General features: G+C 59.8%; 14 protein-coding genes. 3 read left to right on the forward strand and 11 right to left on the reverse strand.

The features are described from left to right. The 5 genes from I6G83_RS13380 to I6G83_RS13400 form a co-directional block, all read right to left on the reverse strand. Nucleotides 1-1,029, reverse strand: a complete 1,029-nt coding sequence (locus tag I6G83_RS13380; RefSeq protein WP_054305975.1) for a MerR family transcriptional regulator — start codon at nucleotides 1,027-1,029, stop codon at nucleotides 1-3. Between the two features lie 130 nt (nucleotides 1,030-1,159). Then, a complete protein-coding gene (locus I6G83_RS13385) occupies nucleotides 1,160-1,972 on the reverse strand; it encodes a MetQ/NlpA family lipoprotein (RefSeq protein WP_054307876.1) in 813 nt (270 codons plus the stop codon). A 113-nt stretch (nucleotides 1,973-2,085) separates the two neighbouring features. Continuing rightward, the gene (locus I6G83_RS13390; protein ID WP_062779021.1) at nucleotides 2,086-2,910 is read right to left on the reverse strand and encodes a DUF1460 domain-containing protein; all 825 of its coding nucleotides are present in this window, start codon (nucleotides 2,908-2,910) and stop codon (nucleotides 2,086-2,088) included. Nucleotides 2,911-3,013: 103 nt separating this feature from the next. Then, nucleotides 3,014-3,553 carry a GNAT family N-acetyltransferase gene (locus I6G83_RS13395; RefSeq protein WP_054307878.1) on the reverse strand — a complete coding sequence of 180 codons (540 nt, stop codon included), beginning with the start codon at nucleotides 3,551-3,553 and terminating at the stop codon, nucleotides 3,014-3,016. Then, on the reverse strand, nucleotides 3,553-4,020 hold the full coding sequence (locus tag I6G83_RS13400) for an acyltransferase (RefSeq protein ID WP_054307879.1): 468 nt from the start codon (nucleotides 4,018-4,020) through the stop codon (nucleotides 3,553-3,555). The genes I6G83_RS13395 and I6G83_RS13400 overlap by 1 nt, the downstream gene beginning before the upstream one ends. A gap of 239 nt (nucleotides 4,021-4,259) precedes the next feature. On the opposite strand from I6G83_RS13400, the gene I6G83_RS13405 reads away from it, so the two are divergent. After that, nucleotides 4,260-4,850: a Yip1 family protein gene (locus I6G83_RS13405; protein WP_072186192.1), complete on the forward strand. Its 591-nt coding sequence runs from the start codon at nucleotides 4,260-4,262 to the stop codon at nucleotides 4,848-4,850. 57 nt (nucleotides 4,851-4,907) lie between these two features. Here I6G83_RS13405 and I6G83_RS13410 read toward each other — a convergent pair whose 3' ends face one another. Next, nucleotides 4,908-5,759 (reverse strand): DMT family transporter, encoded by an 852-nt coding sequence (locus I6G83_RS13410; protein ID WP_054307880.1) that lies wholly within the window; start codon nucleotides 5,757-5,759, stop codon nucleotides 4,908-4,910. A 364-nt stretch (nucleotides 5,760-6,123) separates the two neighbouring features. Between I6G83_RS13410 and I6G83_RS13415 the strand changes: the two genes are divergently transcribed. Next, complete coding sequence (locus I6G83_RS13415) at nucleotides 6,124-7,002, forward strand: dihydrodipicolinate synthase family protein (RefSeq protein WP_054307881.1); 879 nt, start codon at nucleotides 6,124-6,126, stop codon at nucleotides 7,000-7,002. Between the two features lie 224 nt (nucleotides 7,003-7,226). Here the strand turns inward: I6G83_RS13415 and I6G83_RS13420 are convergent, their stop codons facing one another. The 5 genes from I6G83_RS13420 to I6G83_RS13440 form a co-directional block, all read right to left on the reverse strand. Continuing rightward, nucleotides 7,227-7,484 carry a bacteriocin immunity protein gene (locus I6G83_RS13420; protein ID WP_054307548.1) on the reverse strand — a complete coding sequence of 86 codons (258 nt, stop codon included), beginning with the start codon at nucleotides 7,482-7,484 and terminating at the stop codon, nucleotides 7,227-7,229. Between the two features lies 1 nt (nucleotide 7,485). Then, entirely contained in the window at nucleotides 7,486-8,898 is a 1,413-nt protein-coding gene (locus I6G83_RS13425; RefSeq protein WP_054307549.1) for an S-type pyocin domain-containing protein, read from the reverse strand. A 540-nt stretch (nucleotides 8,899-9,438) separates the two neighbouring features. Continuing rightward, entirely contained in the window at nucleotides 9,439-11,157 is a 1,719-nt protein-coding gene (dld, locus tag I6G83_RS13430) for a D-lactate dehydrogenase (protein WP_054307550.1), read from the reverse strand. A gap of 56 nt (nucleotides 11,158-11,213) precedes the next feature. Then, entirely contained in the window at nucleotides 11,214-12,017 is an 804-nt protein-coding gene (gene map, locus I6G83_RS13435) for a type I methionyl aminopeptidase (protein ID WP_054307551.1), read from the reverse strand. After that, nucleotides 12,014-12,217 carry a ParD-like family protein gene (locus I6G83_RS13440; RefSeq protein WP_054307552.1) on the reverse strand — a complete coding sequence of 68 codons (204 nt, stop codon included), beginning with the start codon at nucleotides 12,215-12,217 and terminating at the stop codon, nucleotides 12,014-12,016. Before I6G83_RS13440 ends, map begins: the two co-directional genes overlap by 4 nt. Before the next feature lie 195 nt (nucleotides 12,218-12,412). Here I6G83_RS13440 and ddlA point away from each other — a divergent pair, with 195 nt between their 5' ends. Further along, nucleotides 12,413-13,519, forward strand: a complete 1,107-nt coding sequence (gene ddlA, locus I6G83_RS13445) for a D-alanine--D-alanine ligase (RefSeq protein ID WP_015671442.1) — start codon at nucleotides 12,413-12,415, stop codon at nucleotides 13,517-13,519. Nucleotides 13,520-13,600: the final 81 nt, after the last annotated feature.

Genomic DNA, 13,600 nt, shown 5'->3' on the forward strand with positions numbered 1-13,600 from the left:
CTAGCGATCGCGCATCAGATTGGCGACCGCCTCGCGCAGATACTCCAGCAGCGGCGGCGTCAGCCAGGTGCCTTCGCTCAACGTGGGTTCCTGCTCCATCGCCTGGCGGATTTTCATCTGCGTCGCCGGATTATCACCGGCGTAAGAGCGGAACAGCACCAACCAGTCGGCGGCCACTTGCCGGGCATGTGCGCTGTCCGGCGCAATGCCGTCGTTGAGGGCCGATTGGAGGCGGGCGATCAGCGCCGGCCACTCCTGCATGCGGTCGAAATAGTGTTTGCGGACATAGGCATACTCCTCTTCGGACAGGTATTTCTGATAAATTGCCAGCTTGGTTTCGGCGAATGCCCGGGTGATATAGTCGGTCATGGCCGGCGTGATGCCGGTCTGTTCACGCATTGACGGCTCATCGGCGTGCATGGCGTTCAGACGCGTGAGAAACGCCGGATTGCCGGCGGTGTCGCGCTCCAGAGTCAGCATCCAGCGGCGCGCGATGCGCTGCGCCAGCGGATCCTGGACCGGTGTGCCATTAGCCATCAGTTCACGCACTTGCTGCACCATTACCGCCCATTCTTGCTGGCGTTGCGTATCGGCCTGATAAAACGGCAGCTGCGCCAGTTCATCGGCGGTGAAATATTTATCGTACATGGTCATTAACTCCAACGTTGTCAGCCAGTCGTTCAGATCCGGCTCATCGCCCGCCGTCAATTGCAGCTGCATCGTCTGCAGGCGATCGCGCAGCGCGGTGATTTGCGCCAGTTGCTGGTTCAGCATGGCAATCTGGCGCTCAAGCACCGTTGGCAGCGCCAGATCCGAACGTTCCAGAATCGCCCCGACCTCGGCCAGCGTCACTCCCATGCGGCGTAGCGCCTGGATATGATGCAGACGGGCGATATCGGCCCGGTTATACAACCGGTAGCCGGCGTCGGAGCGCGCAGAAGGGACCAGCAAACCAATGCTGTCGTAGTAATGCAGTGTACGAACGGTAATGCCGGAACGGCGTGCCAGTTCGCCGACTTTCAATAACATAGTGTGTTCCTCCCTTGTGCGAGCAAAGAGACTAAAGCCTGACGCGGCGTGAGGGTCAAGAGGGGGCACGACGTTTTTTACGCAGAGAGCAGGAGGGGGCCGCGCCGGCGCGGCCTGGACGGCGGGTGCTTTACCAGCCTTTAACGGCGCCGCCGTTAAAGATTTTCTCTGCCGCTGCCGCGACTTCGTCCGACTGATAGGCGTGAAGGAATTCCTGCACTTTGGGCGCGTCCTTATTGTCTTCGCGCGCCACCACGATATTCACGTACGGCGAATCCTTATCTTCAATAAAGATGCTGTCTTTGGTGGGGGTCAGCCCGGTCTGGTTGATGTAGGTGGTGCTGATAATCGCCACGTCGACGCTCGGATCGTCCAGCACCTGCGGCAGCTGCGCGCCTTCCAGCTCGATAATGCGGTAGTTGTGCGGGTTGGCGCGGATATCCAGCGCGGTGGGCAGCAGCCCTTTGCCGGGTTTTAACGTAATCAACCCGGTTTTCTGCAGCAGCAGCAGCGCGCGTCCCAGGTTGGTCGGATCGTTGGGAATGGCGATCACCGCGCCGTCCCGCAGCTGTTTGACCGATTTAACCTTTTTCGAGTAGCCGGCAATCGGGAAAACAAAGGTGTTGCCGACCGCCGTCAGGTGGTAGCCACGGTCCTTGTTCTGCTGCGCCAGGAACGGCCGGTGCTGGAAGACGTTGGCGTCCAGCTCGCCCTTATCGGTGGCGTCGTTGGGCAGCAGGGAACCGCTGAAGCCGAACAGCTCGACCTCCAGGCCATACTTCTCTTTGGCGACCCGTTTCGCCACCTCCGCCACGTCCTGCTCGGCGCCGTTAATCACGCCGACCTTGATATGGTGGCGATCGTCCTGCCGATCGCAGCCCGCCAACAGCAGCATGGCCGTCAGGGCCGCCGCCAGTACGGCGTAACGCCGGTGAATTGCCATCGATGACTCCCTGAAACAACAATAAAATCAGTTGGTTTTAGCCAACAGATAACCGCAGACGCCGCAGGAAGTCAAACCCGGCTTTAGCACAAGGAATGATAAAATATAACCGCTCAGCGCGGACGCAACACCACAATGCCCGGCGCGCTGCTGATGTAGTCGATAAACGGCGAATCCACGACCCGGCGGTTCTCCTTGCGGGAGGAGGCGTTGCGTAACACCGGCCCGCTCGGCGTCATGATATAGATGCCGACGTGGGTCACGTCCAGCCCCGCCAGATTGGTGTAGATGCCGATATAATCGCCGGTGCGCAGCCGGCCGAGCAGCTGGGCGTCAACGTATTCGCTGGGAATATAGCTGATGCGGCGCGTGACGTTCGGCAGCCCCGGCAGATACTGGCCGCCGTCGGCATTGCGGTTCAGCTCTTTGCTTAGCGTGACGGCGTGCGGGCTGATGTCGGTGGTGATGTCGTCGGCGCTGACGGCCGGCTGAGAGGCCCAGTCGCTGAAGAAGTGTTTGCGGGTCAGGAAGCTGACTTCGCCGTTGCGGTAGCGGGTGGCGATCAGGCGCTGGACAAACTGCGCCTGATCATCGGCATGGCGCAGCGCCTCGACGTAATCCAGATAGGTGAAGCAGTCCAGACCGCGAAAATCGATCGTCAGCCGTTCCGGCGTGGCGGCGTCGCCAACCAGCATATTGGCGACGTAGGGCACGTCGAGAAACTGCCGGGACAACAGGTCGATAACGGCGCCGTCGTCCGGCGCCGGCGTTGATTGGCGCAGCGCCAGCAGGCGCTGCAGCCGGGCTGAAGTGGTATCGTCAATATTCACTTGGGTTTCCGCAGGGTGTGACGGATGCGGCGGAGTACCGCCGCCGTCCGGCGTGCCGGCACAGCCGGTTAATACGGTCATTAACAACCATGGAGCGACCTTGCTCATTTTTCCCCCTCCGTTGGCGGTGTGGTTGATGGAAAGAAACGTGGTTTTTACGTTAGCGGGCGCAGGCTAAACCACAGTGAAACCGTGCGCCGATGATAGCCGTTTAATAACCGACCTCGTTATTGAACGGCAGATACCAGAATAGCGCGATTTCATGATCGGCAATATCCGGCTGGCCGCGGTACAACAGATGGTCGATGCCGCCGAGGGTAAAGCCGTAGCGCTGATAGCAGCGGCAGGCGGCCAGATTGTTGTTCTGGGTTTCCAGCATCAGCCCGGCGGTATCGCGTTCGCGCGCCCACTGCTGCGCGGCGTCCAGCAGCGCGCTGCCGATGCCGTGGCGTCGCGCGCTGCGGCTGACCGCCACCTCTTCAATCAGGGTGTAGTCGTTCCAGTTTTTACTCAGCGTGATATGGCCGACCGCCACGCCGTCGCGCCGCGCCAGAAAGGTATCCCCTTCGTCGTTGATAAAGGGCGCCAGCGGATAATGTTTGCGATACGGCGCCACCGGCTGGGTGGGCCAGCGTTCGACCGGCGTGCCGAAGGCGGGCTGCGCATAGCATTCGACGTAAAAGGTGAAGTCATTGTTTTCCAGATAGCCGGCGGGCAGATCGGTGATGCGTTCAATGCGGACTGCATTCATCAGGGCAGCTCCCTCAGTAGCCGGGCAGGGTTGCCGGCGTAAATGCCTTTGCGGGTGATATCACGGGTGACCACGGCGCCGGCGCCGATCACCGCGCCGTCGCAGATGCGCACCGGCAAAATGGTGGCGCCGGAGCCGATCGACACCCGGTTGCCGATGTGCGTATGGCCCCAGCTCGCCGGGTCGGCGTCGGGGGCGCCGCTCTGAAAGCGGTCATTGGCGAACATCACGCCGTGGCCGATAAAGCACTCCTCCCCCAGCGTCACGTATTCGCAGAGAAAGCTGTGCGACTGAATTTTGCTGCGGGCGCCGACGGTGACGTTTTTTTGTATCTCGACAAAGGGGCCGACGAACACCTCATCCCCCAGGGTGCAGCCGTACAGGTTGCAGGGCTCGACCACCAGGACGTTGTCGCCGTAGGTGATATCCGCCAGGCCGCTCTGGCGGGTGCGAAGTTTTGCGGTCATGGGCGTGCTCCTTCCTTTCGGATTGATTATCCCACCGGCCGCAGCGGGGCGGCAGGATAACAGCGTGATGATAGAGTAAACCCTCTCTGCGCTGCGATGGCGAACGTTTTTTCACCCAAAGACTATAATAAATGGCAGGGGGAGAGCCCCGTGGCCGCAACCCTCATACGGACGCGCGGTTCGTCAGAGGAGTGTGATTCCCGCCGGGCGCGGCCGACGGCGAGATGAGGAGGTGTCTCATGATCAATCATGTTTGGGGGCTGTTGGCGCATCCCAGCACCGAGTTCAAAGAAATCAAGCGCGAGAACGAAAGCGTCTCGCATCTCTATACTCACCACGTTTTGCTGATGGCGCTGATCCCGGTGGTGTGCGCCTTTATCGGCACCACACAGCTGGGCTGGCTGTCCGGCGCGGGGCACGCGATCCGGCTGGATATGCCGACCGCGCTGTACACCGCCGCGGCCTTCTACCTGCTGATTCTGGCGGGCGTCGCGGTGATGGGCAAGGTGATCCACTGGATGGCGCGGCGTTATGAGGCGCGGCCGAGTCTGCACCGCTGTATGGTGTTTGCCGGCTATATCGCCACGCCGATGTTCCTCAGCGGCATTGTGGCGCTGTATCCGGTGGTATGGCTGTGCCTGTTCGTCGGGGTGATTGGCCTGTGCTATTCCGGCTATCTGCTGTACCTCGGCATCCCGCACTTCCTGAATATCGACAGTCAGGAAGGCTTCCTGTTCTCCAGCTCCACCTTCGCCATCGGCATCCTGCTGCTTGAGCTGCTGCTGGGGCTGACGGTGCTGCTGTGGGGCTACGGCTCCTGGCTGTTCTGACGTCGTAACCCTGTGATGAACCCCCTCGCGCCGTCCGGCCGAGGGGGTTTTTGCGTGTTACGCCCTGCGGAACACCAGCATCACGCCGAGCACGATGCCGGCCATGCCGAGCAGGCTCAGCGCCGCCAGCCGGTGGCCGAGCAGCAGATAATCCAGCAGGGCGGTGATTGCCGGGATCAGGTAAAACAGGCTGGTGACCTGCACCAGATTACCGCGCTGGATCAGCCGGTAGAGCAGGAAGGTGGCCAGTACGGAGATCACCACCGCCATCCACAGCAGCGGCAGGATAAAGCCCGGCCGCCATGCGACGTGCAGCGGCGCAAACGGCATCGCCAGCGCGCATACCAGCAGCCCGACGCCGTACTGCAGCGGCAGCACCGCCAGCGGCGGCTGCTGCATGCCTTTTTGCAGCAGGGTGCCGAGGGTCATGCAGCCGAGCGCGATAAAGGCGCAGACGATGCCGAGCGGTGAGAAGTGCGCCACCCGGATGCTCTGATACACCACCAGCGTCAGGCCGCCGAGCGCCAGCAGCAGCCCCAGCCCGCGCAGCCCGCCGCAGCGCCGTTCGGTGACGAACTGGGTGATAATCGGCTGTACGCCGAGCAGCGTTGCCAGAACGCCGGGGGTGATGCCCCATTCCAGCGCCAGCAGATAGGCGATCTGATAGCCGCCGATCATCAGCAGGCCGATCAGCGCCACGCGCCAGCGGCTGCCGGGGTCGGGCAGCAGGCGTCGCTGCCACAGGCCGATTGCCGTCAGCAGCGCCAGCGCGATGGCGCAGCGGAAGAATAAAAATACCAGGGCGGAGGCGTGCTCCAGTCCCCAGCGGGAAAAAATGGCGCCGCTGCTCCACAGCAGCACGAACAGCGTAGCCAGAGCGGCATTGGCTGATTGGGAAATAACTCGCATGTGATGTCACCTGTCGTGAACATTACGGGCTCCGGCGCGCGCGATGGCCTGCGCCTGCGCGCGTGAATAGTGTCCGGAGAATTAACGGGAAAGTGGTTTTAACGCACAACCACGGCGTGCGGCGGCGAAACCACGGTAGCGACGACGGCTACCACGACAGATGACAGGGCAGGAGGGGCGATGGCGGCACACGGCACTTCACCGGCCGAAGCGGTCGCTGAAGTTGGGTCGGTGACGTGTGTGAAATCGCGCATTAGATGCCCTGATAATTGACAAGTACTTTGGTAACACTAAGGTGTTTAGGCGGCTTTTGCAATCTTCAATGATGCGTGGTGCGGCAACTATCACATTTAAGGAGTAAGCGATGTTTACAGGTTTGAGCGCTTTTCCGCTGACCCCGGTGACCGCCGCGGGGATCGACGAACAAGGGTTGGCGAATATTCTGGCCCGGCTGACCGAGGCCGGGGTTGATTCTCTGGGCGTATTAGGCTCTACCGGCAGCTTCGCCTACCTGACGCGCGCGCAGAAAAAACGCGTCGCTGAACTGGCGGCGCAGCATGCCGGCGGCATTCCGCTGATGATCGGCGTCGGCGCTTACGGTACGGAGCAGATTCTGCAGCTGGCCGACGACGCGCAGACGGCGGGCGCCGATGCGCTGCTGCTGCCGGTCTTGTGCTATCAGCCGCTGACGGACGACGAAGTCTTCGCGCAGTATGAAACCGTGACGCGCCATAGCTCCGTGCCGCTGTGCGTGTATAACAACCCGCGCACCACCGGCTTTGAGTTTTCCGATGAGCTGCTGGCGCGCGTCGCCGCCCTGCCGGGCGTGCAGTCGGTGAAAATGCCCGGCGTACGGCTGGAGCCGGCGCGCATGCAGCGCCTGCGGGAGATATTGCCGGCAGAGGTCGCTATCGGCGTCAGCGGCGATGAGTTTGCCGGACGCGGGCTGAACGGCGGCTGTGAGGTGTGGTATTCGGTGTGCGGCGGCCTGTTCCCGCACTGCGCCAGACAGATTGTCGACGCCGTGCGGGCTGGGGACGGCGGGCGCGTCAGCGAGCTGATTGCGCGCCTGGAGCCGCTGTGGCAGCTGTTCCGCCGGCACGGCAGCATCCGCGTGATGGCCGCCGCCGCCGGCATCCTCGGGCTGAGCGATATCGACTGCCTGCCGCGTCCGCTGCAGCCGCTGTCGTCCGAAGCCTGCGGCGATATCGCCGCGGTAATGACGCAGCTGGAACTGCGCTAAGCCGCCGGGCGAAGAACGCCGCCAATGAGAAAGCCCGGCAAACGTGAGTTTGTCGGGCTTTGAGCAATAATCAAAATGCCGATGATGGTTCTTTTGATCGGTATTATGGCGTTTGGGTACTGATGGTATACCACTTAATCAGTGTATTATTATACATTGGAGCCCAGCCAGCCCTCGTTTGCTGGATGTTATTACTCCAAAATCATAAAGGAGTCCTGACTTGCTTATCCTTTTTTGAAACCCGGTTTACCGTTTTTTGCGCGCCATTCTTTGACCTCTTTTACAACCCCTTCCGGACTATCTTCTCTGCTATCGTCTGGGTAATAGATAAGATCAGATCCTGATGGATGTTCACAGAGCCGTTTGAACTCGATAATGTTCTTTATATCCTCTTCTTCCGTTGTGTTTTTTACATTGAAGAGCTTTTCCACGAATGCCAAAAACTCGGCCTCGGTATAATCAGAAATTCTCTTTTTCCCCATCTTATTTCACCTCTCTGTGAATCTCAATATGGCGTTTCGGAGTCGTTACACTAATATTGTCAACATTATACACTTCCCCGTTGTTTTTAATCGGCTTCATGTGGTGTAACTCATATTTAACACGCCCTCCGACCTGTTCTTTATCTCTGGTGGCCGGTGCTTTTCCTGCTTGAATATTACCTAGATTACCTGACTTGAACTGTTTGTTTAGCTCATGATCTTTCCCAACCTCAGTCCAGAATGCCTTACGAAACGCACCAAAATTCACAAACTCACGGCCGCGCAATTTGTCCGCTATCTGACTAGGAATCGGCGCCCCTAACTCTTGACCAGCCTTATTCAGCCAACCGTCGCCCACTTGTTGCCCATTGCCGCTAACTTTTCCTGGCATATCACGTGGGCTGCTTAGTACCACATACACCGGCTCCACCCCGGTGCCCTTTGCATTTGGCTGCCAGTAGATAAAGTCCCTACACCCGTCCAGCGTAGGCACGGGGGGAGTGGTGGCAATGTTATCTACCGGCGTCACCGTTGTTCCGGTGTGCACCGGCGTCACCGGCGCCGGCGACGAATTGCCGGTATTTGACGGCGCGGTTGGTTTAGCGGGCGCCGGGTTAATCAAAATGGTCTGAGCCGGGGCTCCTGCGACGGCCGGCACCGTGATTTTATCCAGCCCGCTGGCCTCGTCCCGCACCGCTGTCAGCACCTGGACGGCTTTGGGAACTTCGCCGGAGCCGGTTTTCAGCAGGCTGAGCGCCAACTGTCCATTTTTCACCGCCAGCGAGGCGCGCACCGGTAAATCGACCGTTTCAGTGCCGGGCTGCAGACGGTACTCTCTGGGCAGCATCGCGCTGGCCGGGTAGCTGAACAACGCGGGAACGTCACGTCCTGGTACTTTATCGCTGCCTTCACCGACGCTGGAAGAGAACAATAACGCAGAGGCGGAAGCGGCCACCGGGCCGGTTACGCTGGCTGTCAGCAATGCCGCCACTCGGGAAAGCGCGGCGCTCAGCGCGCTGGCGGCTTCTCCGGCCAGCGTCGCCACGCCTTCTCCGGCGACCGACAGTTGCATGGCGCCGGATACCCGGTTCAGTGCCAGCGCGCCGGCTTCTGCCAGCAGCGAGGAGGCCGTTTGCGCCTCCTTTTCCGTATACTCCGGCGCAGGCAGCATGCCGGAAAGCTTTGCCACCGCAGCTCGTTTTTCTGCTTCGCTGGCGAAGCAGGCCGCGACGCCTTGCCCGTCGTTCCGATCCATCACCCATGACCAACCGAGCGCATTCAGCGGCTTCAGATAACAGACTTTGGTCTGAGATTTAAATTTGAATTTCCCATCACCAAGGTAGGTGTACAGTGAGGAGTCGTCATTGCCTCCGCGTTTATTCTCGTGGTTTTTTTGATGTTTATCATCGCTCATGATTGGTCCTTTTCTTATCATCAGCCGGATGGGATGGGTATACAGAATATTTCACTGCTCGAGTGTGGCAGCTAAACCGTTCCTCAATATCTGTTGTTATCGTGCGGATAAATACAGGTGTGGTAATTCCACGCCTGTATATAAGCAACGTCCTGTCCGAACTTATATGAAATTAATGTTTAACTATGTTTTCCGTAATGCGTGCGCTTTCTAACATATCGGGTTTGCCTCGTGATTCAGCGATTGTGTTCTCTCTTTGAGCAGAAATGAGGTGTGCTGAGGTTTTTTGGGCTTTTATGATAAGGCGGAAGCGATTGAGCGAATGGGGTAATGGTTTTTTATGCGGGGAGGCGGCTTTTGTGATTATTTTGTTAGTTATGAACCCAGTTTTTTTATTAATTATTTTCTTTGAATGTATAGCTAATAACGCTATTCAGCCAGTAGATAAAATCCTGCCATCAACCCTGAGGCGGCGTTACCGGCGGAGCGGCGACGTTGGTTTGATGGCTTAGGAAACCACGTCGCCGCCTTAAGCAGCGGCTACGGCTGCTGCTCGCCCCAGTTTTTCAGCTTGCTGGTTTTGCCGAGGCCGGGGTTAAAACTGTTGGTCGGGTCGGCCTGGCGGTAAAACGCCTGCAGGTCGGGTTTCGCCTGGTACAGGTGGCCGACGTTGTGCTCGGCGGGATACTCCGCGCCGCGCTGGTCCAGCAGCGCCAGCATCTGTTGTTTCAGCCGGTGGCAGTCGACGCCTTTTTTCACCACGTAGTCCTGATGGAACACGTGGCACATAAAGTGGCCGTAGTAGAGCTTATGCACCAGCTGGCTGTCGATCTCCGGCGGCAGGGTTTCAAACCAGTCGCTGTCGTTACGGCGCAGGGCGATGTCCAGCGCCAGAATATCCTCCACCTTGTCGGCGTGCACCGCATGGTAGCGCACGGCGGCGCCGGCGGCGGCAAAGCGGTGCAGGAAGGCTTTCTTTCCTTCCTCCGCGCTGCAGACGAAGAAGTCGCCGTCCGCCTCGGCAAAGTATTGCTTCAGGTAGGCGTAGGCTTCATCGGTGCCGTCGCCGGCCATTTTCAGCAGCAGGTGGTGCTCAAAGCGCTCGCGGTATTCCTTGATGCGCTTGGGCAAATGGCTGGGGGTCAGATGGCTCAGCCCCTGCATCACCCGGTCGGTCAGGTTGTGCGGCAGCAGCGGCAGCTTGTTAAAGGTGGCGTCCATCTTGCCCTTCAGGGTGAAGAAACGCGGCATCTGATCGGTGCCGAGTTTATCGATCATCAGGAAGGTGTCTTTGCCGTACACTTCGGCGATGTCGAAGATATCGCGGTGCATATATTCGCCGGCCACCGGCAGGTTCTCAAAGCGGCTCAGCATGTGGCGGCGCAGTTCGGTCAGCACCGCGGTGCTGTTGGTGCCGATGTAAAACACCTGCTCGCGGCTCTCTTTTTCGAAGGTGTCGAGGCGCACGGCGAACACCGCCAGCTTGCCGGCGCAGCCGGAAGCCTCATACAGCCGACGCTTGTCGGCGTTGAAGCGGGAAGGGGTGTCGGCGTCAACGTCGCGCACCCGCGCGGCGTACTCATTGTCAGAGGCGCGCAGCTCGCCGTATTCGACGTCTTCCGGCCGGTAGTCGCCCTGTTCCAGCCGGGTGAGGATCTCCTCCGGCGTGTCGCCCAGCTGAATGCCGAGATGGTTGACCAGGCGCAGCTGGCCGTCGGCGTCCAGCCGGGCGTACAGCGCCAGTTCGGTATAGGCCGGGCCGCGCTTGACCAGCGAACCGCCGGAGTTGTTGCACACGCCGCCGATCACCGACGCGCCGATACAGGAGGAGCCGATCACCGAATGCGGCTCGCGGTCGTAAGGCTTCAGGCGTTTTTCCAGATGGTTCAGGGTGCTGCCGGGGAAGGCCACCACCTGTTTGCCCTGATCGAGCACCTGAATATGGTCAAGGCGCAGCGTACTGATAATCACCACGTCGCGCCCGTAGTCGTCGCCGCTGGGGGTGGAGCCTTCGGTCAGGCCGGTGTTGGCGGCCTGCATAATCACCACCTTATCGGCCGCGACGCATGCCTGCAGCACCTGCCACAGCTGCAGCAGGCGGGTCGGGAACACCACCGCCAGCGCCTGGCCCTCGCCGGAGCGGAAGCCCTTGCGGTAGCGTTCGGTGCTGCGCGCATCGGTCAGCAGCTGCGCGCCGCCGACGATCTGTTTCAACTGACTGATAAATGCCTGCTGGTCACTGCGGGCGCTGTGCGTCATGCCGATCTCCCTGTCAGGTTAAGGTTGCCGCCGGCGGGGCGGCAAACGGTGAAAAATCACCTCCCTTTATAGCACTCGAGATAACCGTTTTCGCGCTCTTCGTCGCGCAGCGTCAGAATTTCCACCCCGTCGCCGGTCACCGCCACGGTATGCTCCCACTGGGCGGACAGCTTTTTATCGCGGGTGACCACCGTCCAGCCGTCTTTTTTCTGCTTGATGCGCCGGTCGCCCTGATTGATCATCGGCTCGATGGTAAACACCATGCCTTCCTGCAGGGTCATGCCGCTGCCCGGCTGGCCGTAGTGCAGCACCGCCGGCTCCTCATGCATATCGCGGCCGATGCCGTGGCCGCAGTATTCACGCACCACGCTGTAGCCGGCCTGTTCGGCGTGCTGCTGAATGGCGTGGCCGATATCCCCCAGCGTTGCGCCCGGCTTCACCGCGCGGATGCCCGCCCACATGGATTCATAGACGTTGTTCACCAGCCGCTTGGCCACCGGCGTGGTCTGGCCGATGCAGTACATCTTGCTGGAGTCGGCGATATAGCCGCCGTTTTCCAGCGTAATATCGACGTTGACGATCATGCCGCTGCGCAGGATTTTGCTGGCGGCGGGGACGCCGTGGCAGATCACGTCGTCAATCGAGGTGTTCAGCACGTAAGGGAAGTCATACTGTCCTTTGCTGGCCGGCCGCGACTGGAGTTCTTCGACGATAAAGGCCTCGGCGCGGTCATTGATCTCCATGGTGGAGATGCCCTCGCGGATCACGCCGTCGAGCATGGCGAACACCTTGGCCAATAGCGAACCGGCGTGGCGCATTTTGGCGATCTCCGCCGGCGTTTTAATCACAATCTGTTTCACTCAACCATCTCCTTCAGCGTTAACGCCTGCTCTTTCATCATTTTTTTTACCAGCTGCGGGTAGGTCAGTTCCGGGTGGAACTCCGCCAGCATGCCGATTTTGATCCAGTACTCGGCCTGCGCGTTAATGGAGCGCGTCATGGTCAGGCTGGCGAGCCGCAGATCGTCGTGCAAGACGTCGGAGATTTTCACAATGCCCATCGTGCTGCTCCTTAAGGTTAAAGACGATATGAAGTGTATATGGTTCATATTCATTTCGTTTGGCGATCTGTGGCAGAGCAAAGGGCGGGCGTTAATGCTCGGAATTTTCTGCAAAACGGCGATTGCCGCGGCTGTGCAATGCGTTTATTGTAATAATTGACTTGTTTGCATTACTTTTTCAGAAGGATTTCAGGCGTGACTAAACGACGTGTTGGCGTAATTTTTGGTGGTAAATCGGCGGAGCATGAGGTTTCGCTGCAGTCGGCAAAAAACATTGTCGATGCCATCGACAAAGAGAAGTTTGACGTCACGCTGCTGGGCATCGACAAGCAGGGGCAGTGGCATATTAACGATGCCTCCAACTACCTGCTGCATGCGGAAAACCCGGCGCTGATCGCTCTGAACCACTCGAATAAAAACGTGGCGCTGGTGCCGGGGCAGGAGAGCAGCCAGCTGATTGAGGCCGACAGCGCCAACGTTATCGGCCAGCTCGACGTGGTGTTCCCGATCGTACACGGCACGCTGGGGGAGGACGGTTCGCTGCAGGGGCTGCTGCGGATGGCGAACATCCCGTTTGTCGGCGCCGGCGTGCTTGGCTCGGCGGTCAGCATGGATAAAGACGTCACCAAACGCCTGCTGCGCGACGCCGGACTGGAGGTGGCGCCGTTCGTCACCCTGACGCGCAGCAACCGCGCGCAGCACAGTTTTGAGCAGCTGAGCGCGCAGCTGGGGTCGCCGCTGTTTATCAAGCCGGCCAACCAGGGTTCTTCCGTCGGCGTCAGCCGGGTCAGCGACCCGGCAGGCTATGAGCAGGCGGTGGCGCTGGCGTTCAGCTTCGACCACAAGGTGCTGGTGGAGTCGGCGATTGTCGGCCGTGAGATTGAGTGCGCGGTGCTGGGCAACGACCAGCCGCAGGCCAGCCTGTGCGGTGAAATTGTGCTGAGCGACGAATTCTACTCCTACGACACCAAATACATTAACGAGCAGGGCGCTCAGGTGGTGGTGCCGGCGGCGATCTCCGAGCAGGCCAGCGATAAGGTGCGCGACGTCGCGCTGCGGGCGTTCCGCGCGCTGGATTGTCTGGGCATGGCGCGCGTCGACGTGTTCCTCACCGAAGATGAGCGGGTGATCGTCAACGAAATCAACACGCTGCCCGGCTTTACCAATATCAGCATGTATCCGAAGCTGTGGGCGGCCAGCGGCATGAGCTACAGCCAGCTGATCACCACCCTGATCGAACTGGCGCTGGAGCGTCACCAGCAGGACCGTGCGCTGCACAGTTCGGTGTTCGATCGCGACTAAACCTACCGTGTGCTAACCGGGCGCCGTCTGCGGCGTCCGGCCATTTCTTTGCGCTATTTTTGATCTCGGACAAGATTCCCC

The sequence above is a fragment of the Serratia rubidaea genome (assembly GCF_016026735.1).
GTDB classification, from domain to species: Bacteria; Pseudomonadota; Gammaproteobacteria; order Enterobacterales; family Enterobacteriaceae; genus Serratia_B; species Serratia_B rubidaea.

Bases quoted from the DNA above. Each gene is read 5' to 3' on its own strand.
- I6G83_RS13380 (WP_054305975.1), bottom strand. From the start codon at position 1,029: ATGTTATTGAAAGTCGGCGAACTGGCACGCCGTTCCGGCATTACCGTT.
- I6G83_RS13385 (WP_054307876.1), bottom strand. From the start codon at position 1,972: ATGGCAATTCACCGGCGTTACGCCGTACTGGCGGCGGCCCTGACGGCC.
- I6G83_RS13390 (WP_062779021.1), bottom strand. From the start codon at position 2,910: ATGAGCAAGGTCGCTCCATGGTTGTTAATGACCGTATTAACCGGCTGT.
- I6G83_RS13395 (WP_054307878.1), bottom strand. From the start codon at position 3,553: ATGAATGCAGTCCGCATTGAACGCATCACCGATCTGCCCGCCGGCTAT.
- I6G83_RS13400 (WP_054307879.1), bottom strand. From the start codon at position 4,020: ATGACCGCAAAACTTCGCACCCGCCAGAGCGGCCTGGCGGATATCACC.
- I6G83_RS13405 (WP_072186192.1), top strand. From the start codon at position 4,260: ATGATCAATCATGTTTGGGGGCTGTTGGCGCATCCCAGCACCGAGTTC.
- I6G83_RS13410 (WP_054307880.1), bottom strand. From the start codon at position 5,759: ATGCGAGTTATTTCCCAATCAGCCAATGCCGCTCTGGCTACGCTGTTC.
- I6G83_RS13415 (WP_054307881.1), top strand. From the start codon at position 6,124: ATGTTTACAGGTTTGAGCGCTTTTCCGCTGACCCCGGTGACCGCCGCG.
- I6G83_RS13420 (WP_054307548.1), bottom strand. From the start codon at position 7,484: ATGGGGAAAAAGAGAATTTCTGATTATACCGAGGCCGAGTTTTTGGCA.
- I6G83_RS13425 (WP_054307549.1), bottom strand. From the start codon at position 8,898: ATGAGCGATGATAAACATCAAAAAAACCACGAGAATAAACGCGGAGGC.
- dld (WP_054307550.1), bottom strand. From the start codon at position 11,157: ATGACGCACAGCGCCCGCAGTGACCAGCAGGCATTTATCAGTCAGTTG.
- I6G83_RS13440 (WP_054307552.1), bottom strand. From the start codon at position 12,217: ATGGGCATTGTGAAAATCTCCGACGTCTTGCACGACGATCTGCGGCTC.